Below are 24648 nucleotides of genomic sequence, written 5' to 3'. Positions count from 1 at the left end.
ATGGCTATGCGGCATGATGCTCCAGCTTCAATTCAATAACCGTGTTGCACTCAGCTCCTGAAACCGCCGGGCATAAGAACATTAGCACCACTATGGCGTACCTTGATCAAATGGATTTTAACCCGATGGCGCGGAAGATGTTGAATAAAGTGCTCCGTGAGATGCACCAAGAAACGATGGACGAGTCGGTGACGATCATCCCAACGAAAACCATCGAGTCGACCCCAAAAGGCATGCCCATGGAAACTGGTACGGTCACATGCATGAACGTGTACGACCCGCCAGACTTCATCAAAAATCTGAAGGACTACGACCCCAGCAAGCCGTGCACGCTGTTCAACAAGTGCCTCTCGTGCAGTAACAGCATAATCACGGTTTCGCACCTGCCGGAGCTCTTTGCTCGCCGTCGCGATTACCAGCGGATGATTGAGGTAAACCGGGTGCTCGATACGCCCTACGGCACCGTCATCCTGGATAACCTTGACGTGCTCAACAGCATCCTTGACCCGGAGACATCTGATTTTTCAGCAAATGAGCTGGCTAAAGCCGAGCGCCTTTCTGAAAACCTGCAGGTCGATATCCTGACAGAGGGGGTAACTCTGTGAGCGAATCCATCATTCCTGAATTTGCAGCCTTCAAAAAATGGCGTATGGCCGCTCATGGTCTGCTGCTGGGCCTGCAGAAAGATGTTGGCGAGTCTAGCGCTGTGCCAGTTGAGGCGCTGTCTTGGTACAACGCGCTCTTGGCGCTACCGGTCAGCAAAACGTCAGATTTGGGTGATCCCATTTGGGACTTCAACGAGGACTACCCGAACGCAGCCAGGAACATCCAGGGTGCCAAGCTGAGGCTTGATTTCGGGAGTTTCCCATTGGTCAACCAGTCAGCAGTCCTTGAGGTAAAGGTGGCGATGTACTGCTGGCTGAAGATGCCGGCCAGCCTGCAATCGCTGACAAGCTCCGCAAGGAACATCAAGGCCAATACTGCCATCTCCTGCTTCAAGGCGGGGCTCAGCTTTGTTAACACAATGTCAGGACAGGCGCGGGAAATCCTGACGGGTGAGTTTTTCGAGGTCGGTTACCATGGCCTCTCGTACTTTGATGCAGGGATGTATCGTACCGCCGCTCTCGTACACCCCCACGCTTTCGGCCCTGAGCTTCAGAGATTTTTCACAGCGATTAGGTCGCCATTCCTCTTGGAACAGATTTTTGATAAGCCTCTGCCCTACGTTGAGCTTGACTCGTTGCCTTGGGCGAAGGTGCTTAAGCGGGTAGACGAGTCTCAAAAAACGTATCGGATTCTTCCCAACGATGTATTCGAGAAGGCCTCTCGCGAAGCCTCATTTGCCGTCGTCGACTTCCTGAGCGTACTGGGCGAGCCGGTGAACGACCTGATCGCTCTAACGCGTCAGAACGCTAAAGGTTACTCATCGGCCAAGAGCCAGAGATTGACGCCTTACAATTACGACCTTTACGTGGCCCTACGGCTTCGACGCAAGGGTTATGACTCCAGCGCCATGGGGGCGGCGATTGGTGCTGTTCGCCCAGACTTTCTATCGGGAAACAGGCAGCACGACTTCAAAGCGCCAGAGACCTTGCTTAAGCTTACCAAAGTGCCCCTGGATGATGAGTTTCGTCGGTACATCAACTTTATTTCTTACAGTGCGTGCTATCTCGTGGCGCAGTACACGGGAATGCGACCCTCCGAGCTCTCTGAGATCTTGGTGGAGTCCTGCATGGAAAAAGAGAATGACTACTGGCTGCTCATCAGCAACGTGGTGAAACACCGTCAAGGACTTGCCAAGTTGTTTGATGACAAATGGGTCGCAATTCCTATCGTGCGCGACGCCATTCGTGCGGCCTGCCTGATCGCCAAGGTCAAACAGAACCCGTATCTGTTTTCAAATGTGGACACGGTCGCTCAGGGAGCGGAGCCGGCCTCTATGAGCTCAGTTGGGATCTCAGTTCAGTTCAGTTCCTTCTTTAAGGAGATCCTGACGGACGAAGAGTTTGAGTCTCTTGAGTTTTCGCCCTACACCTTACGGCACACATTGGCTTACCAAATGGCAAGGGCTGAGCTTGGCCTCCCGTTCATTTCACACCAGTTGAAGCATTTTGGTGACCTTATCGGTGGAGCAGGACAAAACCAATCGTTCAGCGCCGTTTCGCTCGGGTACGGCGCAATTGCGGAGATCCTTTCAAAGGGTGGCCGATCTGGTGGCAAGACGCCTAGTCAGGTAGCTGAGGAAGAGTACATCACAAGCTACTGCGATCCTGATGGCAACTACGCCGGGCCTAATGCCGAGAGCCATAAAGCTCGGATGAAAAAGGTATTCGACGGCTACATGGCCGCTGGGTACACGAAAGAACAGGTCATTGCTCAGATGGCAAAGAAACGCTTGGCGATCATCAACGTTGGGCAAGGGTTTTGCTATGGCGGTCAGCGGGAGGCTCACGACGACTCCCTGCCTTGCATCGGGACTTTGCGCTGCAACCCTAATCGCTGTAAGAACGCTGTCGTCACCAAAGTGCATGCGCCTAAGTGGCGAGAAATTTATGTCTCGAACAGCCTTGCGTTGAGCTCCCCGTCGTCCGCAAGCACGGAAGAGGAGCTTCGTGCTGCGATGGAGGAAGCTAGAGGAGTCCTGGAGTATCTGGGAGAAGAGGTTGAGCTATGACCACCCAAGCTTTTGATTCTCGGAATAAGCTCGACTTCGAGAAAAATACCGAGCAGCTAGCCGAAGGCATCCTCCAGATTGCCTCCGATAAATCGCTGAAGCCTACGGTTGCTGAGCTCAGTCGCATCACAGGGATCCATCGCAATACCATCAGGATGCGGGGGTGGCCGATGGAGAAGCTTGAGGCCATCAAGGAAAGCCGCATCGTTGAGGCGATGGTTCAGAAGGTCAAAGCTGAGAAGAAGCAAGATCCCAAGACCATTCTGATGCAACGGCTTGAAAAGAGCCGACTGGAAGTGCTTTATTGGTTCAATAGGTATCAGGATGTTGAGAGCTCGTATGCGACTCTTGATAAGCGGCTGACCGGTGTCATTGAGTCCAGGGCCTACTACGTGGATCAAAATGCCGAGCTCACGGCCAAGCTCAAGCAGCGGGATACTGAAATTCAGAAATTGCGTGATGCGCTGCATATGGTCAGCGTAAATCTAGAGGATCCGAAATGAAGATGTACCACGATTTGCTGGCCGACGTGCTGGGGAACGGCGTCGAGAAAGGCGATCGCACAGGGACAGGCACGCTGAGCGTGTTTGGTCGTCAATTCCGCCACAACCTGGAAGATGGCTTCCCACTGCTGACCACGAAGAAACTGCATTTCAAGAGCATCATCAATGAGATGATCTGGTTCTTGAATGGTGATACCAACACCAAATGGCTCAAGGAGAATGGTGTCAAAATCTGGGATGAGTGGGCAACCGAGGATGGCGATCTTGGGCCGGTTTATGGTAAGCAGTGGACTGCGTGGCCGACTAAGGATGGCAAAACCATCAACCAGATCGACTACGTTGTTAACACGCTTAAAACGAACCCGAACAGCCGTCGCATTCTGTTCCATGGATGGAATGTCGAGTACCTGCCAGATGAGTCTGTCAGCCCTCAAGAAAATGCGCGTAACGGAAAGATGGCATTACCGCCGTGCCATCTGCTTTATCAGTTTTATGTGGCTAACAATAAGTTGTCGACACACCTCTATATCCGGTCGAGTGATCTGCTGCTTGGGAATCCGTACAACTTAGCCGGGGCGAGTTTTCTAACTCATATGCTTGCTCAACAGTGTGATATGGGTGTTGGCGAAATTGTCGTTACTATGGGTGATGCGCATATTTACTTGAATCACATTGAGCAAGTAAAGTTGCAGCTAACTCGCGAGCCTCGCCCTCTGCCTAAGTTGCAGTTCAATCGTAAGCCAGACAGAATCTACGACTACAAGTTTGAAGACTTTGAGATTGTGGGTTATGACCCACATCCTCATATCCCCGCTCCTGTATCGATCTAACTGAGTCGATGCCTGGTTAGCCAATCTTGGTTGGCCAGGATGCGGGTGTTGAATGGCAAGTCTAGGCCTAGCCTCATCGCTTTAGGCTTCAGGTTATGCAGGACGCACTCAGGCAACCGCCAAGGAGTTCACATGTACCTCACGATCATGAAGCCACAAGCGCTTCAGCAAATCGCTGTATTAGCCCGTGGGTTATGGATCGTTGAAGGCCCTGAGGGCTCCGTGCTGGTAATCAAGGCAGGGAAAGAGCTGATCCTGGCCGCTCAGCAAAGGCGTGAACTGAAGCTTTACCTCGCGCCATACAAGGCAGACGAAACGATGGGACTTACGCTTCTCACTGCCTGCTTTGATGACCCACAAAGCCCGCTATTGATCAAAACCCCACTCATCCCTGGTGACCCTCTCACCGAGGCACTGCAGAGCCTCCCTGACGAGTTCAGTGTGTGCTTTTTCGACGAGCACAATCGTGAGCTGTTCAGTTGTAAGGCCCAGGCGAAGCTTGGTCAGCTCCGCAAGGAGCTCGGTACACTCAGCCCGATTGGTGCAGATCACTGGCCCAAGATGTATGAGCGGGCGGACAGATGGTTCAGCCTCACGACCTATGAGGACGACGCTCGTGCCACAACGGTGTTCCTAGAGGAGGATCTGTTCCCTTCGGACTATTTGATCACCGACCTTACCCGCCAGGACTTTCGAGGTTCCAAAGGCTTCTCCAATACACAGTTGGAGCGCACTGAGCCGGGTACGTTTCAGGAACTGGATATCATCTATCTGCTCCAGCGGGCATATACCTCCGAGCGGATCATCCATGGCCCGCTGAAGGTCTCCGATGGCGAGGAGCTGGCTGACGTAGTGGTAATGGGCGATGAAGTGACTTTACTGCTGCAGGCGAAGGACAGTCCCAATACCCCAGCGACGTTGAACACAACGCTTGAGAGAAAGCGAAAGAAGGCCATAGGTCAGTTGAAGAACGGCCTTCAGCAACTACGTGGCGCTATTTCAACGATCAAACGAGAAGGCAATCCAGCCTTGGCGCTTGTGGACGGCACGCCCTTGGACATTGATCTTGCTGCACGCCCCCTAGTGGGAGTTGTCGTGGTCAGAGAGTTTTTTATCGACAACTACGATGAATACAGCACCATGATTTTGAAGTTCATGGATGAGGTCGGTGTCCGCGTCCTAGCGTTCGATTACAACGAGTTCGAGGTCATGACCCGCCACTGCCCTTCGGAAGATGCACTGCTGTCAGCGTTCTTCCAGATTTCCAAATGCGCTGAGGAAAGGCGGATCTATCCCAGGCTGCGCTTCACGGATCTGCCGCCGCGCTAAATCGAATCGGACAAGTGGAGAGCTTCTCTGCTCGTACCCCACAACTCCCTTTCTACCCAGGCAGTTCTTTGAGCCAGTAACGCCTGACAGTCGCTTCAGGCAAACCCAGCGCTCGACTCACCTCCGCCTTCGACATGCCACTGGCCTTGAGCTCTAGCACAGCTCGGATTCGGTCTGGACTGCTGGGTTTGCCTCGCGTGCGCTTTACCAGCCCTTCACCAGCGTCCCAGTGCTTCTTCAGGCCCTGCAAGCCTCCCAGGGCTATGAAGCCCTCCAAATCCTGCGAAGCCTTCGCCATGACATCGATAGGTGACGACCCATCCTGGAGGGCCTGACACAGTGCGACCAGAGCCACGAGGTCGAAATCTAGGGTCAGCGCGATCTTGCTCAGCTTGACCAAAGAGACCTGCGTTTTCCCTTGCTCCAATCGCGACAGATTGGCTTGGGAACTGATCTCGGCGAGCTCCTCCTGGGCCGATCCTCTAAGGTCGCGCAGAGCTCGGACTATTGCTGCTATCTCGTTCTGCATGCTGAGCGCTCAAAACGAAGAATAGGGCCACAGCGTCATGCGTCGATAAATATCGAAAGTTGGCAATAATGGCGCCAATCGTTTATCGTGGGCCTACAGATGACAGCCTCGCCGCGTCCGGGCGACCGGCCAGGGAGTGATCAATTTATTAGAAAGTCGACGTCAGCAGGCTAGGGATGAAGCTTCACATACTGTCTGATTTACATTGTGAGTTCGCCGATTTCGTCCCCCCTGTGGTGGACTGTGACGTGGTCGTATTAGCCGGCGACATCCACGTGAAGTCCAGGGGGGCCAGATGGGCCAGCCTGGCCTTCAGTACGCCTGTCGTCTACGCCATGGGCAATCATGAGCACTACAGCGGGAATATAGATCGAACTCACAGCAAGCTGCTTGACGCTGCTGAGGCGCACGTCCACGTCTTGGAAAATCAGGTTTTAGAGTACGGTGATGTGCAGTTTCTCTGTGCTACGGCTTGGACAAGCCTGGCCGCGACCGGAGACCCAGTAGCTGCTTCTTGGTGTGCTCGTGACTCACTGAATGACTTTCGCGCTATCCGTGTCGGTGAACAGTATCGGCGTTTGCGCCCTGACGACCTGATCGCGAGAAATCGAGAGACGAAGGAGTGGTTAGAGGCTCAGCTGTCTCTGCCATTCAACGGTAAACGTGTAGTTGTGACTCACCATCCGCCTCTTATGAAGTTCGTGAGTGACCAAGGAGCCGATCCTCACTTGCGAGCAGCCTATGGAAACAATTGGGATGGCCTGATGGATTTCAAGATCGATCTATGGATCTTTGGCCATACCCACGAAGCTGTGGATGAGGTTGTTAATGGCGTCCGGTTTGTGAGTAATCCTCGTGGTTATCCCACCGAAGAAACTGGCTTTCGGCCAGACCTAGTTGTCAGTGTATGAAGCCTGACAGGGCTGCCGGCGTTTAGCTTTTTTCAGTAAGTGAGTAGGTTTCAAATTCGAACGTGATGGAGAATCCATGAGTTGTCTGAATTCCCAGGACTGGACGGCTGAGGGCGGAATACGACTGCCCAGTCTGGTGTCAGCTAAGTTGGCGATTGCGCAGGCCCATGATTGGGGTGCACTAGTGGACGCGTATCTGGTAGATGCAGCTGAAGTTGGCGATCGTTTCGTTGCGTATGTGTATGGCGATCTTTCAGGGCAACTGGTTGATGGGATGACAATTGTCACACCCCCTAGTGAGGTGATAGCGGAGGTCGAAGGCATGGCGTTATTGCGGACAGTGTCAGGCAACGATCATTACGTCATGGTCAGCCGATTGCCTGCCGCCGCTTGAGTGCCCCCGCGTCGTCGAGGCCGCTGTCTCAGCCTGCTTCAGTAGGCCCCACCGTCATCTAATCCATTAATAGTTAATGTGTGTTTAAGGGAAGAAGCATGTCCGAGTTAAAGAAATTGACATTGACTGTTAAGAACTATGATGCTCAAGCGAGCGGTGATCTAGACGCTCTCTATCGACGTGTTAGATATGAAGATGAACACGGCGCTACGCTCTATTTCAAGGAGGTTGTGATGCTGAAGTATCTTGCGAAGCATGGTGCTTTGGCGACTGATGTTCCGCGAACTTGGTACTATAAACATGCCTCAAAGAAATCGATAATTGTTGTCGCTTTTGAGAAGGCTGGTGGGAAAGTTGAGTGCGACTTGGATGATCTGCGAATTATTGCAAGGTCGACTTTGGTAAAGGGTGTGGTTATTTCGCTAGCAGCGGTTCCAGCTGGGATTATTGCTGCAACGGCCACCTTTGGAGTTGGGCTTGTCATTATTCCTATGTTTTTGTGGTATGGGTACAGGAACGTCTTCAAGCTTCCGAAAATGCTGGGTCGAAAAACGCTGGTGGATGATTTTTCAAAATTTGGCGTTACTCTTCGGTAGATTGGTTATTTGGTTGTTGAGCTTGATTCTCGTTAGAGTGGCTGGCTGTCTTGCGGACGGTGACCAGCGAAGGAAACTCAGATGAAGACCAGTGCCGTAATCTTTGACGCCTTCGGAACGCTGGTAGAGATACAGCAGCCGACACATCCGTTTCGACAGTTGCTTCGAGAGGGGCGACGCCAAGGCCGCTTGCCTCGCGCTGATGACATTCGAGCGATCATGACCCGTCGCCTTTCTCTAAGCGAGGCTGCGCTGGCCTTTGGTATCAAGATCTCGCCCTCCCAGCTTGCATTTCTCGACCAATGCTTGGAGGAAGAGCTGGCAAGCATTCAGCCTTATCCAGACGCGGTTGAGGCCGTTGGGCTACTGCAAGCTGCAGGGGTGAGACTGGCCGTATGTTCAAACCTGGCAATGGCCTACGGCCCCGTAGTGGAAAGGATTTTCCCGCACCTTGGGGCCTATGGTTTCAGCTATCGCATTGGTGTTATGAAACCGCAAGCCGGCATCTACCAGCACACCTGCGATCTGCTTAATGTCCGGCCAGAAAATGAGCTCAGTGGTAAGAGACGGATCGTCATGATTGGCGACTCAGAAAGGTGTGATCGGGATGGGCCTGCCCTGGTCGGTATCAAGGGTTACCTGTTGCGCAGGAATGGAGGCGGGGCTTCCAATCTTTCCCATTTTGCACAATCAGTGCTGAGTGATACGTAGCTGCTAGCAGATCCTCAATTCGATGGTAAGCGTTGCGTCTGAGCTAAAGGGCCGCGCCACGAGGTGGCCCTGCCAGGATGCCCCCTGCACAGAGTACGAGGGGCGACCAGACCAGTATCACCAGAGGGTGAAGCATGAATGAGCTTAGGATTGTCGGGCGATGCGTTCGCTCCCCGATCGGCTGCTGGAGTGCTAGGCATCGCTGTTTTCAGGCGCGTTACGAGCAGGTCTTCTCAATCGCACTTGAAGTGTTTGGAAGCCGAAAGAAGGCGCAGCGATGGCTTGTAAGATCTGTAGTAGGTGTAGGCCGTCAGACACCCTGCAGGGTGCTGTGCACACCTATGGGATTCACAATTATCCATGACGAGATTATGCGGCTTGATCACGGCATACGTGACTAATCCCATTTAGCCAGTCATTTGGCAGGGAGAGCAAGGCTCGTAATAAAGCTTATTGCTACTAGAATGCACATTCCAACTAACAGCGGAATTGATCCAAATCTTTCTAGAGCAAGTGCTGCTGCTACGGGGCCTACAGCCTGGGCAATCAGCATCGGGCGAGCCAGCAGCCCCATACGTGCTCCGTAGCCATCCGCGCCGAATAGAGCCAAGGGTAATGTTCCGCGAGCAATGGTCAGAATTCCATTACCTGCTCCGTAAAGCGCCAAGGCTACGAAGGCCAGCCACGGGATGGCCGGTAACAGCAGCGCAATACCCACCCCGCATAGCAGGATGGCGATACGAGCCGACCAGGTAGGGTGTAGGTTTCGCCCAATCGAAAACTCTGCAAGGCGTGCCATGACTTGAGATGGCCCAATCATCATTCCTATGGCCAGTGCTGTTGAAGTTGCGATGCCAAGCAGTTTTAGCACATCAAGTAGGTGGACTGAGACGGAAGAAATAACCAGCGACTGGAATGTCAGCAGCGCTGCCAGCAGGATGAATATGCGATTGGTTAATTTGCTGGAACTAGGAATGGACGGGGGACTTGTAAGAGGTGCAGATTCGGCTGGGGGGCCTTTCTCGCTGGGAATTGTCAGAAGATGGATTGGTAGTCCAACTACCAGGTGCATTGCGGCTAAGGCAAAGCAACTGTACCTCCACCCGATCTGGTGCTCTAGGCCTGCGATCAGTGGCCAGCCTAAGGTGCTGGCAAACCCACCTAGCAAGGTTAGACCAGTCATCGAGGCACGTGCGTGGTCGCCAAGTAGTCGTCCGAGTGTCGAAAAAGCTGCGTCATAAAGGCCAGCAGCCATGCCCGCACCGATCAGCGTCCATGCTAGGTAATAAACGGCCAAGTTACTGGCCAAGCCCATCAACAGCATACCCATCGCCAACAATAACGAGCTAGCTGCCAACACGGGGCGTCCCCCATTTCGGTCGATCCATCGTCCCACCATGGGCGAGCAAGCTCCTGCGACCAGCAGTCCCCATGACAATCCAATTACTACGCTCGTAACTGACCATCCTGTTTCTTTGGTGATTGGTGTCGCAAGAACTGCTGGCAGGTAATAGGTCGAACTCCAAGCGAGGATTTGTGCGATTCCTAATGCCCACACAAGCCTGAATCTATTGATAGGTTGCTGGCTGCTTTCTAGGTTTTTCACTAGCTACGGACTCTTGTGTTTTTCAGACGTAGGCTGCTCAGTTTTGCGTTACGAGCGTGGGGGCGGCTTCCAAATTACGAACTCGCTTTAGCAAATACCGAAGTATTTGTTCGGCATCAGGCCCCACGCCTCGTAGGGTTGCAGAGGCGAAGTTGCGTAGTTTGGGCAAGCCTACAAAGTACAAGCCTGGAACATGAACGGCTCGCCCGTCGCGCTGCGCCACTCGTCCCTGCTCATCCATTACTGGAAGGCCTTGGAGAAATGGCAGGTTCGGACGATAGCCAGTGGCAAAAATCAGGCTATCAACGGTTTCATGCTGCCCTTCGGCCCAAATAACGCCTGTTGAAGTGACCTCGGAGAACATTGCTGCTTGATTGAAGTATCCGGATTTCAGAGCCTTTCTGTACGTTCCGTCGTCCAGTACAGGCGTGCTTTGATCGTTTAGCCACTTAGTTTTCTCCAGGCCTGTCCATTTCAGCCAAGTATGAAAATCTGCTCCTAATATCCGTTGTGGCGCGAATCGAATCGCCTCTCGCGTGGCCAGAGTCACGGTTGCAACTTTGGATAGATCGTAAGCGATTTGTACAGCGGAGTTAGCGGCGCCAACTACGACAATGCGTTGTCCACTAAATGCTTCTGCATTCCGATAATGAGCACTGTGAAGCTGAGTGCCGCTGAAGTTTTTGAGCCCAGGGATATCGGGCACGTAGGGACGGCTGAAGGCTCCTGAGGCCACGACCACCGCTCTCGCCCAAAAGCGTTGTCCGTTCGTTGCAGTGATCCGAAATCCTTCGCCTTCCTGACCTACGTTCGCGACCCTAATCCCTTGGAGAATAGGTAGCCGGAAGAAGTCGGCATACCGTTCGAGGTAACGCACGACTTCATCTCTAGTAGGGTAGTGGCCTGCTGCTCCAGGGAAAGGAAGCCCCGGAAGAGAGGAATATGCTGCTGGTGAGAACAATTCAAGGCTGTCGTAGTAATTACGCCAGTTCCCCCCAGGCTGCGATTGCTCATCAAAAATGCGGAAATTGAGGCCGTGCTGCTTCAGGTGCCAACCGGTAGCCAACCCTGCTTGGCCAGCACCAATGACAATAACATCCAACATCTGACTGCTTATGTTCATGTATGCGCACTCATGCACGTATTTATGCAAAAAAAGGCTCAGACCTTTTCGCCTGGACAGCACAGTGGAACGATGCTTTTGGTGTGGATGAGGATGGCCTCTAGACGCTTGATAATGGCTGGGCCGTCCACTTCATAGAACATCTGGCGCCCTACCTTAGTGGCTCTAACGATCCCCGCCTCTAGTAGCACCTGAAGGTGGCGAGACACAACCGAACGCTCTTGAGGTAAGTCAGCCGCAATTTCAGTGACATCAGCACGGCCTAGTAGCATTACGCGCTTCAGCACTGCGATTCGCGGTGGCTCACAGAGGGCTTTGAAGAATGCACCGTCCAGCGACTCTATGGCGGCCTCGATTGCCTGGGTTCGGTTCAGTAATAAGGTCATGTAGCGACTATATGTGTATGTACGTGCACATGTAAAGGTCGGGTCGACAAAGCACGACCTGCCAGCACTCCGGAGGGCCGTGCCTATCTACTGACGAGCAACACCTCAATCCAGGTGCCAAACGTCTCAATGGGATGATCGGCCAACCTTCTGCTGCTAGGTTATCGGTAGCGTCTACAATCAGCCATCGTCCAGCGGTAACGCCTTGCACATGTAGCAAGCCGAGCCAGGGCAAAGCCCCCTGAACTGCTCCGTCTGAGAAATCAGAGGCGGCGCAGAGCCTCGCTGGTTCAGTGCGTAGCCCTGCCGTTCAAAAAAGCCTGATGCAGTTGTTGTCAGCAAATGAAATCGAGCGATTCCCTGCCCGGCGGCTATCGCTTCAATGACTCGAAGCATTTCAGCTCCAACCCCTTTCGATCTGTATGCGGGCTCCACGACCAGAGAACGCAGCAACCCGTCCGTACCATGCGTTTCGAATCCTCCCCATGCGACCGTCTCACTGTCCAGCGTGAACTCAAAAAAGGTTCGGCCAGGAAGATCAATATCGTCTGATGGAAGGTCAGCAGATTTCAGGGCGTCGCGAAAGCGCTGCCATTGCCCTCCGGCTATTTCCGTTGCCTGGATCATCATCTCCATCCGTTCATCTCCTTTGTGCCGCTTTGCATGGAGTGTTACGGCTCAAGCCGAAGCAGCAGTCATCATATTCGCTTTACCGAATATCTGCTAAAGCGTATATTCGATTTTCCATATGCATCGAGTCCAGTCATGAGCCCTGCTATCAAAGTGCTTTTCGTGTGCGTTGCCAACTCAGCCCGCTCCCAGCTTGCAGAGGCTTTGCTGCGGCACACCGACCCGCGTTTCGAGGCCTTCAGCGGAGGATCCCAACCATCTGAAGTTGATCCGCGCACGATTCATGCGTTGGAAGCAGTTGGAGTCGATGCAACGGGCCTACGAAGCAAATCCATCAGCGAGTTACAAGCTTATCGATTCGATTACGTAATCACTCTTTGCGATAAATCCGCAAGCGAATGCCTACCAAGGCCCAGTGCACGTGAAGTCATTGCCTGGGACTTTCCTGACCCAGTAACGAGCGATGATCCCGGCGCATTCCGCCACACGCTCCACGACATCCATGAGCGCATCAAGCTCTTCGTTTTGGTCAAGACTAAACACCTGGAGGATCTATGACAGAACCCATGAACCCCACCACCTTATTCAAGTGCCTGGCGGATGACACCCGAGCAAAAATTTCGCTGCTTATCGTGAGTGAAGGTGAGCTGTGTGTATGCGAGCTAACGGCAGCACTCGACCTGAGTCAGCCGAAGATTTCTCGCCATTTGGCGCTGCTGCGCTCTTCCGGTTTGCTGTTGGATCGTCGCCAAGGCCAATGGGTGTACTACCGCCTGAACCCCGATTTGCCTGCGTGGGTAACTGCAGTTTTGAGAGAAGTCGTAGACGCCAATCTTCATTGGCTAGAAACCGAGGCTAAACGCCTTTGCGGTATGAACGATCGTCCTATTAATCAGGCCGTGTGCAGCTGATTCACGCCCCAACTGGATTAATGAAATGCTGATTGCCGTATTAATATTTATCGCCACCATTGTGCTTGTTATCTGGCAGCCTAAGGGTCTTGGGGTAGGTTGGAGTGCTGTGTTGGGTGCCGTTGTGGCGTTGCTGGCAGGCGTCGTTACCCTTGCAGACATACCTGAGGTATGGAGTATCGTCTGGAACGCCACAGGAACGTTCATCGCCGTCATTATCATTAGCCTGTTGCTTGATGAGGCAGGATTTTTCAAATGGGCTGCGCTGCATGTTGCGAGATGGGGAGCTGGTAGCACCCGCAAGCTCTTCGCACTATTCATCCTATTAGGCGCGGCGGTATCGGCGTTATTCGCCAATGACGGCGCGGCACTCATACTCACGCCCATCGTAATTGCAATGCTACTGGCATTGCGTTTCTCTCCCGCTGCAACGTTGGCATTCGTAATGGCCGCCGGATTTATCGCCGATACTGCGAGCCTGCCATTTGTAGTTTCCAACTTGGTCAATATCGTTTCTGCCGACTACTTCGGTATCGGCTTTAATGAATACGCCTCGATCATGGTGCCTGTAAACATTATCAGTGTGGCGGCGACATTAGCCATGTTGCTTTGGTTTTTTCGAAAGGATTTGCCCAAAACCTACGACCTCAATCAACTGGAAAGTCCGAGCGAGGCTATCCTCGACCGTGCCACCTTTGTGGCCGGTTGGTGGGTATTAGCGTTGCTCTTGATCGGCTTCTTTGTCATCGAACCATTGGGAGTTCCGATTAGCGCCATCGCAGCGTTCTGTGCACTCATTCTTTATGTAATCGCGGCTCGCGGCCATGCCATCAACACAGGCAAGGTGCTCAGAGAGGCTCCGTGGCAAGTGGTGATTTTTTCTTTGGGTATGTATCTGGTCGTCTATGGCCTGAAGAACGCGGGCCTGACTGACCACATCGCGCAGATCCTGAACGTATTCGCCGGTTATGGGGTCTGGGGCGCCTCTCTGGGAACAGGGCTGCTAACAGCATTTCTGTCGTCAATCATGAATAACATGCCCACCGTCTTGGTAGGTGCCCTGTCAATTCATGCCGCTGAAGTCGATGGCGTCGTCCAGCAAGCAATGGTGTACGCCAATATCATCGGTGCCGACCTTGGCCCGAAGATCACTCCAATTGGTAGCCTGGCAACGCTGTTATGGCTGCACGTGTTAGCTAGGAAGGATATCAAGATTGGCTGGGGCTACTACTTCAAGACCGGGATCGTGCTGACCCTACCTATCCTCATCGCCACCCTGTGTGCCCTGGCATTGCGCCTCAGTTTCTGAGCCAAGGAATTTTTTGATGAAAGTCTTGTTCATGTGCACCCACAACAGCTGCCGCAGCATTCTGTCCGAGGCGCTTTTCAACCACTTGGCGCCCGAGGGCGTAGAAGCTGTCAGCTCAGGAAGCTTTCCAAGTGGGCGGGTGAATCAAAGGGCACTGCAGACACTGGAGGCAGCGGGTATCTCTACGGCGGGCTTAAGCAGCAAGGCTTCGGACGCTTTTGAAGGCTCGCCGCCAGCCCTTGTGATCACTGTCTGTGACCGGGCTGCAGGTGAGGCATGCCCAATCTTCTTCGGGCCAGCTTTGAAGGCGCATTGGGGGCTGGCCGATCCGTCTGAGGCTAGCGGGTCGGAAGCCGAGATCACCGCTGCGTTTGAAACCACACTCGCCAAAATTCACGAGCGCGTGAGCGCATTTCTTGCGCTGCCACTGAAGACCATCAGCGCTGAACAGTTGAAAGCTGAACTGAGTCGCATCGGTTCGCTTTAAAGATCAACCGAGGCGGTGCCCAACCTGGCGCCGCCGTAGGAGTTGTTATGCAAGATACATTGCCGAACGTACACGCCGACCTGATCGACATTCCTTCACTGGAGCAGCTGTCGCCTCGTACACCTTCGCTCCATAAACCTCGTATTCTTCTGCTGTATGGATCAACGCGAGAGCGCTCGTTCAGCCGGTTAGTCACGCAAGAGGCGGCACGCCTGCTGAATGAGTTTGGCGCTGAAACCAAGATCTTTGACCCATCAGGTCTACCGCTGCCGGATGACGCTCCCGATACGCATCCCAAGGTCGCTGAGCTGCGCGAGCTGATGCAATGGTCTGAGGGGCAGGTGTGGTGCTCCCCTGAGCGTCACGGCTCCATGAGTGCGGTATTCAAAGCCCAAATTGACTGGGTTCCGCTGGCGATGGGCGCTGTACGACCTACGCAAGGCAAAACCCTTGCTGTGATGCAGGTCTGTGGCGGCTCGCAATCTTTCAACGTGGTCAATCAGCTGCGCGTACTGGGTCGATGGATGCGGATGTTCACCATCCCTAACCAGTCTTCCGTGGCCAAGGCATTCACTGAGTTCGATGAAGCAGGCCGTATGAAACCTTCCTCGTACTACGATCGTCTCGTGGACGTGATGGAAGAGCTGATGAAGTTCACCCTGCTGTTGCGGGATCGCCAGGATTACTTGGTTGATCGGTACTCCGAGCGTAAAGAGTCCGCCGAAGAGCTGTCCAAGCGCGTCAACCAGCGCTCCATCTAACGTCAGCACGAGGAAGCGATATGAGCCAGATCACGATCTACCACAACCCCGAATGCGGCACCTCTCGCAACACCTTGGAGCTGATCCGTAATAGCGGTGAAGAGCCGACGGTTATCGAGTACTTGCAGACCCCACCTGACCGCACCACGCTTGTCAGGTTGATCAAGGATATGGGTATTGAGGTGCGGGCCCTGCTTCGCATCAAAGGCACTCCTTACGAGGAGTTGGGACTGGTCGATACGTCACTTACTGATGATCAGCTCATCGATGCCATGATGGCTCACCCCATCCTGATCAATCGCCCCATCGTCGTGACGCCCTTGGGCACACGCTTGTGTCGTCCGTCAGAGGCAGTCCTCGACCTTCTGCCGCAAGAGCAGCGCGGCAGCTTCGTCAAAGAAGACGGACAAGTCGTCATTGATGAGAATGGCCGCAGGGTTTAAACCGATGTAAAGCAGATGGGCCTGGGGGGATGCTGGTGAATCAAAACTCGAAATTTGATGTAGTGGTCATTGGCGGTGGCCAATCCGCGCTCACCGTAGCCTATTTCTTGAGGCGTACAGGCCTTTCCTATGTATTACTCGACGCCGAGTCAGCACCGGGAGGGGCCTGGCGGCATGGGTGGGATTCTCTCCGACTATTCTCGCCGTCTGCTTGGAGCTCAATTGCCGGCTGGCCCATGCCAGCAGTATCCGAGGGGACTCCTGGGCGGGACGATGTTATTGACTATCTAACTCTGTACGAGCGTCGATATGACTTTCCCATCATCCGATCCACGCGGGTAAACCGTGTCGAGAAAATCGAAGACGGATTACGGGTTGTCTCCGAGGACAGAGCCTGGGAGGCCAAAGCGGTTATCAGTGCAACAGGCACCTGGAGCCGCCCATTTATCCCAAGCTATCCCGGACAGGAGTTGTTTTTAGGGCAGCAGCTTCATTCCGCTCATTACGTTGGGCCGGATGAGTTTGAGGGGAAAACTGTCCTTGTCGTCGGTGGTGGCAACTCGGGAGCCCAGATTTACGCCGAGGTTTCCAAAGTGGCTCAGGCAACCTGGGTAACTCAAGAAGTCCCAAAGTTTCTACCTGATGAGGTTGATGGGCGCGTCCTGTTCGAACGAGCTACTGCTCGATTGAAGGCGCAACAGGATGGTGTGGAGCCTGAGCAGCCCGCTGGAGGGTTGGGCGACATCGTAATGGTGTCATCGGTGAAAGACGCTCGTGAACGCGGTGTATTGAGCGCAGTACGGCCATTCACGCACTTCACTTCGACAGGCGTTGTGTGGTCATCAGGAGACGAAACAAAGGTGGACGTTGTCATCTGGTGCACGGGATTTTCTCCCGCGCTCGACCACCTGAGCAGCCTGGGCGTTGTAGGCCTGGACGGTAAAGTGGCTGTGGACGAAAATCGAAGTGTTGCGTCACCCAATTTGTGGCTGATGGGTTACGGCGATTGGACGGGGCTCGCCTCTGCGACATTGATCGGAGTAACCCGCACCGCTCGGGATGTAGTCAACCAAGTCCAAAGCTATCTCACTAGCGAACCCTGATGTCTCGCGACGCAAATCGAGTGTGCCTACTGTGATGCGACTTCAAGCTCAGGAAAGAGAATAGGCTCCAGTGGAGGAGTTGCCGGACACAGCCCGAGTCGCCAGTAGCCGACGTCGTGCCATTTCCCAAGCTTGAAGCCTACCTCCGGATATGTGCCGATGTGGACGAACCCCAGCGACTCGTGCAGGCCCACACTGCCTTCGTTTGGCTGCGCAATTCCGGCGTACGCTGCGCGAAATCTCTGCTTATCAAGAATCGGAAGCAAGGTCTCATAGAGCTCACGGCCAACTCCCTGCCGGCGAGCCGATTCAGCTACATAAACCGTCACGTCAACAGCCCATCGGTACGCCGGACGAGCCCTGTGCTGGCTTGCGTAGGCGTAGCCCTTGATCTCGCCATCATCTTCAGCCACTAGGTAGGGATATGTCTGAAGTGTCGTCGCTATCCGCTGAGCAATTTCCTCAACGCTTGGCGGGGTCTCTTCGAATGAGATCGCTGTATTTAGAACAATGGGAGCATAAATGCGCTGGATGGCTTCTGCGTCGGTGATTACTGCCGTACGAATTTTCAAACCCTTTACAGCCATCGTGAATGATCTCTCGTTGAATAGCCGTCGTTCGGCACTCGGATTCTAACTACGCTCGCCGCAGCGATGCATTTCTGACTGAAGCCGGTGACTGGTATGACTTAGAGGCAGAAACGACCGGCATGGCCAATGTACCTGCTGGGCGCGCTCGTAGGCGATCAAAATTCGCATTTGGTGAATCGAAACTCATAAATGTTAGCGTTTTCGCTTGCTTTAAAGCATTTTTTATAGGTTTTCGAGGATTTTTGAGTGAAAACTCAGATTGACAAATAGGCAATTTATTTACCGTTCGTCGGCAATGTCCATTTTATTTTCACCCCCCCCTCTTGAAAATTTTTAAGCGAGACGGAGTTCTTATATTTGAGAGCAAGATAAAAGCGGCAGTGGCCCAGGCACCGCTTTTCTCACAGGATTTCGCCGGCTTTTACATCTGATATTTACGGCTTCTAGATCACACGGTTTTGAGGACTGAAGGTGAATTTGAGGTTGGAATGGGTGGGCCGGGGGCCAAGGAGAAATCGCTTTACTTTGCAGCCGCAGGCTGCTGCTTACGCTTTGACGTCAAACCAATAGGGCTTTTTTGCTGGGATCAGTCCGTCTGAAATTCCACCCGTCTCGTACAACAGGCGTCTGCAAACGTCCGCCCCCGTCATATTTCTAACGAAATGCATTTGCTGACCCTTGTACGCACTTTGAAAATTCGAGCCTGTAAACCAAATTTTTACACTGTAAACTCCTGTGATTAACACGTTAAAAAATTGGTTTACAGGGTGCACCTGAATTCTGGCCGCGCTTGGGTGCTATGTTGCCAATTTATGGATAATGCGAGCCCGACATCGGATCCTATGACCCCACTGTCTGATGGTCAGCTCTGGTCTCTTGCCTGCGAAGCCTATGGGGATGATCTCCCTGTAATCCTTCGATCGCTTTTAAGCGCCTACGAGCGTCGTCCTGGGCTGAATAATCCTATCCGCGTTCACAGGTCGGTCATCGGCGTTGATGGCTTTACTGCGCTTCGAGAGGCCCTTGTTACACAGCGCTCCAATGGTTTCCATCAGCTCGACGGTTGCTTGGAAATCCGTGAACCTTTGGCTTGGCATCTCGTACGCCATCTGCAGCAGAAGCTGATCATCGATGGGCATGCCCCTGCTTCAATCCGCGACCAGCGTTTTGCGGCAGACCTGGGGCTTTGACCTTGTCCAGTTGAGACACCTACGGATTCCGGACTTGCAGAGGCTTGCAGCGGACGAGCTCATTTGTGATAGCCCAAGCGCTGAGGTTTACGGGTATAGCTTGAAGTCGCTGCCCTCATGCCACTGGCTAGGATCGATATCAGTGATTTCTAGCCCGTAGGTGCGCAGGAGCCAGCGTGTTTGCTCGCCGTATTCACTTCCAGGCTCACTGCGGCCATGCAGCGCAATGCGATTGTTTACCAAGGCGATATCACCTGGCTGCAGAGGAACAGCGATTGCGCAGTCAGCACATGCGTGTTTCAGAGCGTCCATTGCCTCCTGCGCGGACTTGTGGCCGATGTCAGCAATCTGCGTGGTGCTGTGGCTGAATCGGATCCACCAGCTTCCATTCATTTGGAAGAGAAGCTGCGCATCATCGACATCAAGTTCGTCGCCCAGGATGTCTACCATCCCATCCTGGAAGGTCAGTTGCGAACCAATGATGTACTGGGGCTTCTGGAGTTCGTCGATATGCTCTTGGCTCAAGTGCGCCATGAGGTGGTCAAGAGGCATAACCGTAGTCGGAACTTGCTTCGGGTTGCGCAGTGCCGACAAGCACACAAAGTCTGGAGAGGGTGCAATGCGTTCATTCAGGGGGTCGCGGTATCCCCGCAACGGGAAGGTCACTCCATCGGTGTGCCCACTCATCTTGTCCGCCGATTTGACTGTGAATTTACCTCGGCCAGGCGGGAACACCACCAGGTTCACGAACAGATCGCCTCCGTTCTCGGAGCCATAGGAAACCGTGGCGGAATTGATAGCCGCAAGGCACGCGATCGCAGTGACTCGGGCAATGACCGTGCCTTCTGCTTCAGGCACCGGGCAAAAATCAATAGGGGTATCGGGTAGGTCATCTGGCCGGAAGATACCCTCCAGCGTCAGGCAAGGCTGTGCCCATGCAAAGGCTTGCACCTCTGCACAGCTGCTCCCCCGGCTATTGAGCTCGCGTTCGATCGCAGGCTGCAGCTCACGCCCCAGATCGCCGGGGCGCGCCAGGTACTCAAGCACTTGCTCGTAGGTCACGTTCGCTCGCCATTCGCTGACTGCGACACGCACTGCTTCTGTAAAGATTGCCTGGATCAATTGTGTCCCTACACGCGCGAGTGATATAAAAGTGATGTATGTCAGCGTGATTATCACGCACGATCTCACCAGCGACCAAATCCGTCTATGAAAATGCCCAAGCTTCAGCCTGCCGATTATCTCCAAGGGTGCGCTAGTTTCCTAGCCTGCCTTAAGCCATTCATGCACTTGCGGGAGACCTCCCAGGGCATTGAGTGTGAGATGACACTGGCTAATGGCCAGCCTGTAGTGGTCACCGGCAAGGACGAACCGCACCTGCTGCTTGGCTTGATGTCCGTACTCGTCGAACTGATTCCTCAAGTTCCAGCCGACGAACGGTTAGCGATGCCACCTGTCTCACGCACAGTGCCTGCGGATAAGCAGACTTTGGAGGCGACCATGCAACCTACCGCTACTACCAAAATCACCGATGAACGAACACAAGCTGCCCGCTTGCAAATTGGTTTAACTACCAAGGTCTCGCTTCATGAGTTGGTAAGACGCGTAGCAAAACGCCGTGGGGTATCGCTGTCGATCGCTGCGCGAGATCTGGTGCAGGACGGGCTGACCCGGTTCGATAAAGAATCAAGGACAGTAGACCCTTCGGAGCTGCTGACTGATTACGAGCGCACTGCCAATGATTACGCAGGTGCCGATTCGGAGAGTTGGATCATCCGGGCTGACAGGCGTCTGGTGATGAGAACGCGCTTACGCGCAGGTGAATATGAGCGCTCGTTGTCATCATTCACCAACTTCCTTCTCGCCAACGCTTTGAGCCATTGCCCTCACGCTGCTGCTGTGCGTGAGGCAACGACTAATTCGATTACCCGTGATGAGGTTGTCGTAGAGGCTATCAAGGCGATCGAGCAGGTCAGTGGGGTAAAAGCCCGTGCTCTCGCTCCTCAGATCGATCTAGGTGAGCAACGCGGCCTGACCAACATGATCCTTGGTGGTTCTGTACTGGCGCCTGCGCGAGTCCTGGCGAAGCTGGCTGTCGTTTTGAAGAAGCCTTTGGATGTTGTGTCGGTAGCCTTGGAGCGTCGGTTCGCCACCCAATGCGTTCCAGCTTTCAAAGCGACTGATGGAAAACCCACCGTGCAAGCGGAACGCAAGGCGTGGAGTGTCGCAGTCAAAGAGCTTCAGCTGCCGGCTGAGGAACAAGAGCGTCTCCTGAACCTAGAGGGCTAAGTGTGAATCCATTCGACCGGGCACGTCGGCAAGCATTCGAAACCCGAGAAGCCCTGGTCGGATTGGCCGCTTCTCTAGGTGGCGTCAGCTCCTCTGGGCTCTTGGCTCATGTTGAGGACACGCTCGAAATCGCGATTGAGCGCTTACCTTTCGGGCACCCAGAGTTGGGTGGCGGCAGCGGGGTGCTCAAGCGAGAAATTCAAACCATCTACATCCGCAACGATGTGTCTCCAGGAGAAACGGCCTATCTCATCGCCCATGAGTTGGGTCACTGGTACCTCGACGGCGATCGCCCTGCACAGACGGTCGCTCATCTGACCAGCATGACGGATTCCTATGGGAGTCAGGCTACGGTGGCGGTGGAAGCATACGGTGCTCGTGAGCGCTTGGAGCTTCAAGCAAACGTGTTTGCTCGTGAGCTTCTGCTACCCCGTGGTGTCGCAAGCCAACTGTTCCATAGCGGTACTGGTGCCACGGTCATCGCGGCCACTCTGGAGGTACCGCTGGAGATCGTTCGTCTTCAGCTATTCGACGGCATTTTGCTCCCCATATTGCCTCCTGCTCCACCTCCTCCTCTGCCGCTTATGACGCAGGGGCAGCACGATGCTGCTACCGCGTCCGAAACCTTCGTCAACGTTGTTGCCGGGCCGGGTACTGGTAAAACGACGACACTGATCCATCGCATCAAGCACCTGGTCGAGCGCGGTATCCCTCCCAGCCAAATCTTGGTGCTGACCTTCACGAACAAGGCGGCTCATGAATTGGTTGAACGCCTGAAGGTGTCTGGCATCGCCGGAGCCGCCGACGTGTGGGCCGGGACTTTTCATGCATTCGGGCTCGAATTCCTTCGCAAATACCATCAGATTTTCGGCCTGGAGTCCGACGTTCGGCTCGCAGATCCGCTGATGCAAGTTCGCCTGATGGTGAGCACGCTGCCCAAGGTGCGGCTCAAGTATTATCTGAGGCTACAGAACCCGTACGATTGGCTACCTGGCGTTCTGGGCCATATCAAACGACTCAAGGAAGAATGCCTCACAGTTGCCGACTACCGCACGCGCTTGGCTGCACTTCCGCCCTGCGAGCCGGATGTAGCCAATGAGCGCGAAGACATCGCCACCCTGTTTGAAGCGTACGAAACAGCAATGCGAGCTGAGCATTTGGTCGACTACGTTGACCTCATTGCCCTCCCTGCATCCCAGGCCAAGCGGGATAGAACAAGCGTTGCTCAGTACATCGACCATTTCTCGCACGTACTAGTGGACGAGTATCAGGATGTCACCGAGGTGATGGTCGACCTCCTTCGTCAATTGGCGCTGAATGCTCAATCATTCTGGGTCGTCGGTGATGTGCGTCAGGCCATTCACCATTGGCGAGGCGCGTCGATCCGTAGCTTGATGCACTTCGACACCACGTTCTTGAGCACCATTCCAGGAGCAACGGTGCGCCGCTACGCTCTCGACCTGAATCGGCGAAGCACGCCTGAGATCTTGGAGCTATTTTCCTGCGCAGGCATCCATCATGCACTGAATGACCGGATGCCTCTGGAACCAGTCACGGCGTATCGTCCCTCGATCGGGGTCATACCTACCCTGTATGAGTGCGACTCCAAGCCCTCCCAAGCCGTCACCATCGCTCAGCGCATTGATGGGCTGGTGCAGAGGGGTGTCCCGTACAGGGATCAAGTCGTGATCAGCCGCAAATCGGCAAACGTTGAGCAAATTGTTGAAGCGCTTGAAAATCTGAATGTGCCAGTGCTGCACATCGGCGATGTCTGCCAGCGCCCTGAGATAAAGAAGCTGCTGTGCCTGATGGAACTGCTGTGTATGCGACAGCCGCGTTCACTGGTCGGGCTGATCTCTGAGCCAGCGTTTCGAATGCCGCCCCAAGACATTGAGCACCTCATATTCCTGACCCGCAAAGGCGCGGGATTGAGCATGCAGCGAGGCCGTTGGCTATGGCTGCCTACGCCAGGCCTCTCGCCCGCTGGCCAGCAAGCCAAGTCAAATTTGGCGTTGCTGTTGAGAGGGCTCAAGCGGAATTCAAGGCCTTGGGATTTTGTCGCCAAAGTACTGCTCGATCAGCGCTACGGTCTTCCAAACCCTGCTGATCAGACCATTCAGGCCCATACTCAGCGCTTGGCAACATGGCTGTTCGTCTATGCCGTACGCAATGGTGACGGAGATATCCGCCAGGCACGGCTTTCCCAGTTCCTGCTTCGCGAGGAGCTTCGCCGTAGGATTGGAGAAAAACTAGGGGATCGCGGTTTACCGCCTGAAGCGCGAGTCCTGGATGCGGTGAGCGTTATGACCGTGCATTCCAGCAAGGGGCTTGAGTACCCAGCAGTTCACGTCACCGATGTTGACGACGCGTCATACGGCGCCAATCGACCCTATGCATACGATGTGCGGGGGTTGGATCTCATCCCTCCCGAAGTTTTGAACAGCACTGGGTCAGAGTTCATGTTCGAAGAGCGGGTAGAGCGCAATAACCTGCTCTATGTCGCCCTGTCTCGGGCCCGTGATTACCTGTATCTCTATGAGATCAGTGGGTGGCCACGTCCAGTTCCGCTCAATCGCGCTGCTCCCACTAGTCTGGTTAAGCGCTTGGGGGTGAAGGTACCGCCCGCACCCATCATACCGCTGCCGTTGGCTAGCAGCACCGTGGTACCCACTGTGAGCTATGAGGCGTTCCAGGCCTACATGAGCTGTCCCCTCCAGTACCACTATCGCTATGAGCTAGCGCTCACTGCCGAGCAGGAAATCGACGTCTCGATCCGTGCTCGCTGGGCGATTATGGACATGCTGTTGGCCGTGGCGAGGGACGGCACTGACCCCAACACGGCATTCCAAGCTGCATGGGCGTTACGCGGACTTCCAGATAGGGCAGAAGACCCTGGCTTGATGGATGATGCGATTGCCGCCGCCAAGCGTGGGCTGGTGGTGGTTAACAGCGTCGGCGGTGCCGTCGAAGAAGGGATGGTTTCTGAAGTCAACGGTGTGCGCATTGAGCTCCCTTGGATGCTCGTCGATAAAGGGCAGCTGCACTGGATTCGAGCTCAGACGGGGATCCCATACACCCTGAGTCACCTACGGCCCATGATGCTCGATATCAATGGCTCTCGAAGGCCGAGTGCGAAGATCTACTCCATTATCACTGACCAGTACGTGATGGATGGCCCTTCCAAGCAGGCCGCGAGCACGTCCGTATACAAGATGGCTCAACGTTTTGCCGCAGGTGATCGATCCGCCTCCAGAGGTCGGCATTGTGGGCGCTGCGCCTATCTGAGCATCTGTGCCAGTATCCCCTGATCAACCTCAAGGGCTTCTGTGTTTCATCGCCATGG

General features: G+C 54.2%; 27 protein-coding genes. 20 read left to right on the top strand and 7 right to left on the bottom strand.

Translation table 11 applies throughout. The features are described from left to right. Window positions 1–110: 110 nt before the first annotated feature. From YA0848_RS24505 to YA0848_RS36160, 5 genes are all read left to right on the top strand, one after another. On the top strand, window positions 111–605 hold the full coding sequence (locus YA0848_RS24505) for a hypothetical protein (RefSeq protein ID WP_232925177.1): 495 nt from the start codon (window positions 111–113) through the stop codon (window positions 603–605). After that, window positions 602–2674: a tyrosine-type recombinase/integrase gene (locus YA0848_RS24500; protein ID WP_054895968.1), complete on the top strand. Its 2073-nt coding sequence runs from the start codon at window positions 602–604 to the stop codon at window positions 2672–2674. The genes YA0848_RS24505 and YA0848_RS24500 overlap by 4 nt, the downstream gene beginning before the upstream one ends. Next, window positions 2671–3177 (top strand): hypothetical protein, encoded by a 507-nt coding sequence (locus YA0848_RS24495; protein WP_054895967.1) that lies wholly within the window; start codon window positions 2671–2673, stop codon window positions 3175–3177. Before YA0848_RS24500 ends, YA0848_RS24495 begins: the two co-directional genes overlap by 4 nt. After that, window positions 3174–4007: a thymidylate synthase gene (locus tag YA0848_RS24490; RefSeq protein WP_054895966.1), complete on the top strand. Its 834-nt coding sequence runs from the start codon at window positions 3174–3176 to the stop codon at window positions 4005–4007. Before YA0848_RS24495 ends, YA0848_RS24490 begins: the two co-directional genes overlap by 4 nt. Before the next feature lie 132 nt (window positions 4008–4139). Next, window positions 4140–5336 carry a hypothetical protein gene (locus YA0848_RS36160; RefSeq protein ID WP_232925176.1) on the top strand — a complete coding sequence of 399 codons (1197 nt, stop codon included), beginning with the start codon at window positions 4140–4142 and terminating at the stop codon, window positions 5334–5336. A 52-nt stretch (window positions 5337–5388) separates the two neighbouring features. On the opposite strand, the gene YA0848_RS24480 is transcribed toward YA0848_RS36160, so the two are convergent. Next, the gene (locus tag YA0848_RS24480; RefSeq protein ID WP_093466079.1) at window positions 5389–5865 is read right to left on the bottom strand and encodes a helix-turn-helix domain-containing protein; all 477 of its coding nucleotides are present in this window, start codon (window positions 5863–5865) and stop codon (window positions 5389–5391) included. A gap of 176 nt (window positions 5866–6041) precedes the next feature. On the opposite strand from YA0848_RS24480, the gene YA0848_RS24475 reads away from it, so the two are divergent. The 5 genes from YA0848_RS24475 (at window position 6042) to YA0848_RS36730 (ending at window position 8878) form a co-directional block, all read left to right on the top strand. After that, window positions 6042–6776 carry a metallophosphoesterase gene (locus tag YA0848_RS24475; RefSeq protein ID WP_060548093.1) on the top strand — a complete coding sequence of 245 codons (735 nt, stop codon included), beginning with the start codon at window positions 6042–6044 and terminating at the stop codon, window positions 6774–6776. A gap of 76 nt (window positions 6777–6852) precedes the next feature. Beyond that, window positions 6853–7170: a hypothetical protein gene (locus YA0848_RS24470; RefSeq protein ID WP_033901845.1), complete on the top strand. Its 318-nt coding sequence runs from the start codon at window positions 6853–6855 to the stop codon at window positions 7168–7170. Window positions 7171–7268: 98 nt separating this feature from the next. After that, window positions 7269–7766: a hypothetical protein gene (locus YA0848_RS24465; RefSeq protein WP_033901917.1), complete on the top strand. Its 498-nt coding sequence runs from the start codon at window positions 7269–7271 to the stop codon at window positions 7764–7766. Between the two features lie 81 nt (window positions 7767–7847). After that, window positions 7848–8477: an HAD family hydrolase gene (locus tag YA0848_RS24460; RefSeq protein ID WP_169871359.1), complete on the top strand. Its 630-nt coding sequence runs from the start codon at window positions 7848–7850 to the stop codon at window positions 8475–8477. 134 nt (window positions 8478–8611) lie between these two features. Beyond that, window positions 8612–8878: an antitoxin Xre/MbcA/ParS toxin-binding domain-containing protein gene (locus YA0848_RS36730; protein ID WP_082445504.1), complete on the top strand. Its 267-nt coding sequence runs from the start codon at window positions 8612–8614 to the stop codon at window positions 8876–8878. Window positions 8879–8892: 14 nt separating this feature from the next. On the opposite strand, the gene YA0848_RS24450 is transcribed toward YA0848_RS36730, so the two are convergent. From YA0848_RS24450 to arsN2, 4 genes are all read right to left on the bottom strand, one after another. After that, a complete protein-coding gene (locus YA0848_RS24450; RefSeq protein WP_082445503.1) occupies window positions 8893–10083 on the bottom strand; it encodes an MFS transporter in 1191 nt (396 codons plus the stop codon). A 37-nt stretch (window positions 10084–10120) separates the two neighbouring features. Beyond that, window positions 10121–11206 (bottom strand): flavin-containing monooxygenase, encoded by a 1086-nt coding sequence (locus YA0848_RS24445; protein ID WP_032856866.1) that lies wholly within the window; start codon window positions 11204–11206, stop codon window positions 10121–10123. Window positions 11207–11244: 38 nt separating this feature from the next. Beyond that, window positions 11245–11592, bottom strand: coding sequence for an ArsR/SmtB family transcription factor (locus YA0848_RS24440; RefSeq protein ID WP_032856864.1), 348 nt, complete (start codon window positions 11590–11592; stop codon window positions 11245–11247). Window positions 11593–11772: 180 nt separating this feature from the next. Beyond that, window positions 11773–12228 carry an arsenic resistance N-acetyltransferase ArsN2 gene (arsN2, locus tag YA0848_RS24435; protein WP_198712557.1) on the bottom strand — a complete coding sequence of 152 codons (456 nt, stop codon included), beginning with the start codon at window positions 12226–12228 and terminating at the stop codon, window positions 11773–11775. Between the two features lie 129 nt (window positions 12229–12357). On the opposite strand from arsN2, the gene YA0848_RS24430 reads away from it, so the two are divergent. From YA0848_RS24430 to YA0848_RS24400, 7 genes are read left to right on the top strand one after another with little or no spacing between them, the layout of a single operon-like run. Then, window positions 12358–12780, top strand: a complete 423-nt coding sequence (locus YA0848_RS24430) for an arsenate reductase ArsC (RefSeq protein ID WP_198712556.1) — start codon at window positions 12358–12360, stop codon at window positions 12778–12780. Then, window positions 12777–13133, top strand: a complete 357-nt coding sequence (locus YA0848_RS24425) for a metalloregulator ArsR/SmtB family transcription factor (protein ID WP_198712555.1) — start codon at window positions 12777–12779, stop codon at window positions 13131–13133. Before YA0848_RS24430 ends, YA0848_RS24425 begins: the two co-directional genes overlap by 4 nt. Before the next feature lie 25 nt (window positions 13134–13158). Beyond that, the gene (locus tag YA0848_RS24420; RefSeq protein ID WP_198712554.1) at window positions 13159–14442 is read left to right on the top strand and encodes an arsenic transporter; all 1284 of its coding nucleotides are present in this window, start codon (window positions 13159–13161) and stop codon (window positions 14440–14442) included. A gap of 16 nt (window positions 14443–14458) precedes the next feature. Next, entirely contained in the window at window positions 14459–14929 is a 471-nt protein-coding gene (locus tag YA0848_RS24415) for an arsenate reductase ArsC (RefSeq protein ID WP_198712553.1), read from the top strand. 47 nt (window positions 14930–14976) lie between these two features. Beyond that, window positions 14977–15690: an arsenical resistance protein ArsH gene (gene arsH / locus YA0848_RS24410; protein ID WP_153426206.1), complete on the top strand. Its 714-nt coding sequence runs from the start codon at window positions 14977–14979 to the stop codon at window positions 15688–15690. Between the two features lie 20 nt (window positions 15691–15710). Further along, a complete protein-coding gene (gene arsC, locus YA0848_RS24405) occupies window positions 15711–16133 on the top strand; it encodes an arsenate reductase (glutaredoxin) (protein ID WP_198712552.1) in 423 nt (140 codons plus the stop codon). Between the two features lie 29 nt (window positions 16134–16162). Then, on the top strand, window positions 16163–17236 hold the full coding sequence (locus YA0848_RS24400; protein ID WP_054895961.1) for an ArsO family NAD(P)H-dependent flavin-containing monooxygenase: 1074 nt from the start codon (window positions 16163–16165) through the stop codon (window positions 17234–17236). Between the two features lie 26 nt (window positions 17237–17262). Here the strand turns inward: YA0848_RS24400 and YA0848_RS24395 are convergent, their stop codons facing one another. Beyond that, on the bottom strand, window positions 17263–17823 hold the full coding sequence (locus YA0848_RS24395) for an arsinothricin resistance N-acetyltransferase ArsN1 family B (RefSeq protein ID WP_054895960.1): 561 nt from the start codon (window positions 17821–17823) through the stop codon (window positions 17263–17265). 845 nt (window positions 17824–18668) lie between these two features. On the opposite strand from YA0848_RS24395, the gene YA0848_RS24390 reads away from it, so the two are divergent. After that, window positions 18669–19016, top strand: a complete 348-nt coding sequence (locus YA0848_RS24390) for a hypothetical protein (protein WP_143129414.1) — start codon at window positions 18669–18671, stop codon at window positions 19014–19016. An 87-nt stretch (window positions 19017–19103) separates the two neighbouring features. On the opposite strand, the gene YA0848_RS24385 is transcribed toward YA0848_RS24390, so the two are convergent. Continuing rightward, on the bottom strand, window positions 19104–20078 hold the full coding sequence (locus YA0848_RS24385; protein WP_235378434.1) for a TauD/TfdA family dioxygenase: 975 nt from the start codon (window positions 20076–20078) through the stop codon (window positions 19104–19106). Between the two features lie 261 nt (window positions 20079–20339). On the opposite strand from YA0848_RS24385, the gene YA0848_RS24380 reads away from it, so the two are divergent. Then, entirely contained in the window at window positions 20340–21305 is a 966-nt protein-coding gene (locus YA0848_RS24380) for a hypothetical protein (protein WP_096144210.1), read from the top strand. Window positions 21306–21307: 2 nt separating this feature from the next. Beyond that, the gene (locus tag YA0848_RS24375; RefSeq protein ID WP_042561606.1) at window positions 21308–24613 is read left to right on the top strand and encodes a UvrD-helicase domain-containing protein; all 3306 of its coding nucleotides are present in this window, start codon (window positions 21308–21310) and stop codon (window positions 24611–24613) included. Window positions 24614–24648 lie beyond the last annotated feature (35 nt).

Source organism: Pseudomonas sp. S4_EA_1b (assembly GCF_016307435.1).
Classification (GTDB): Bacteria; Pseudomonadota; Gammaproteobacteria; order Pseudomonadales; family Pseudomonadaceae; genus Aquipseudomonas; species Aquipseudomonas rhodesiae.
The sequence above is the reverse complement of the archived record's forward strand: the minus strand, read 5'-3'. Positions and strand labels throughout refer to the sequence as shown.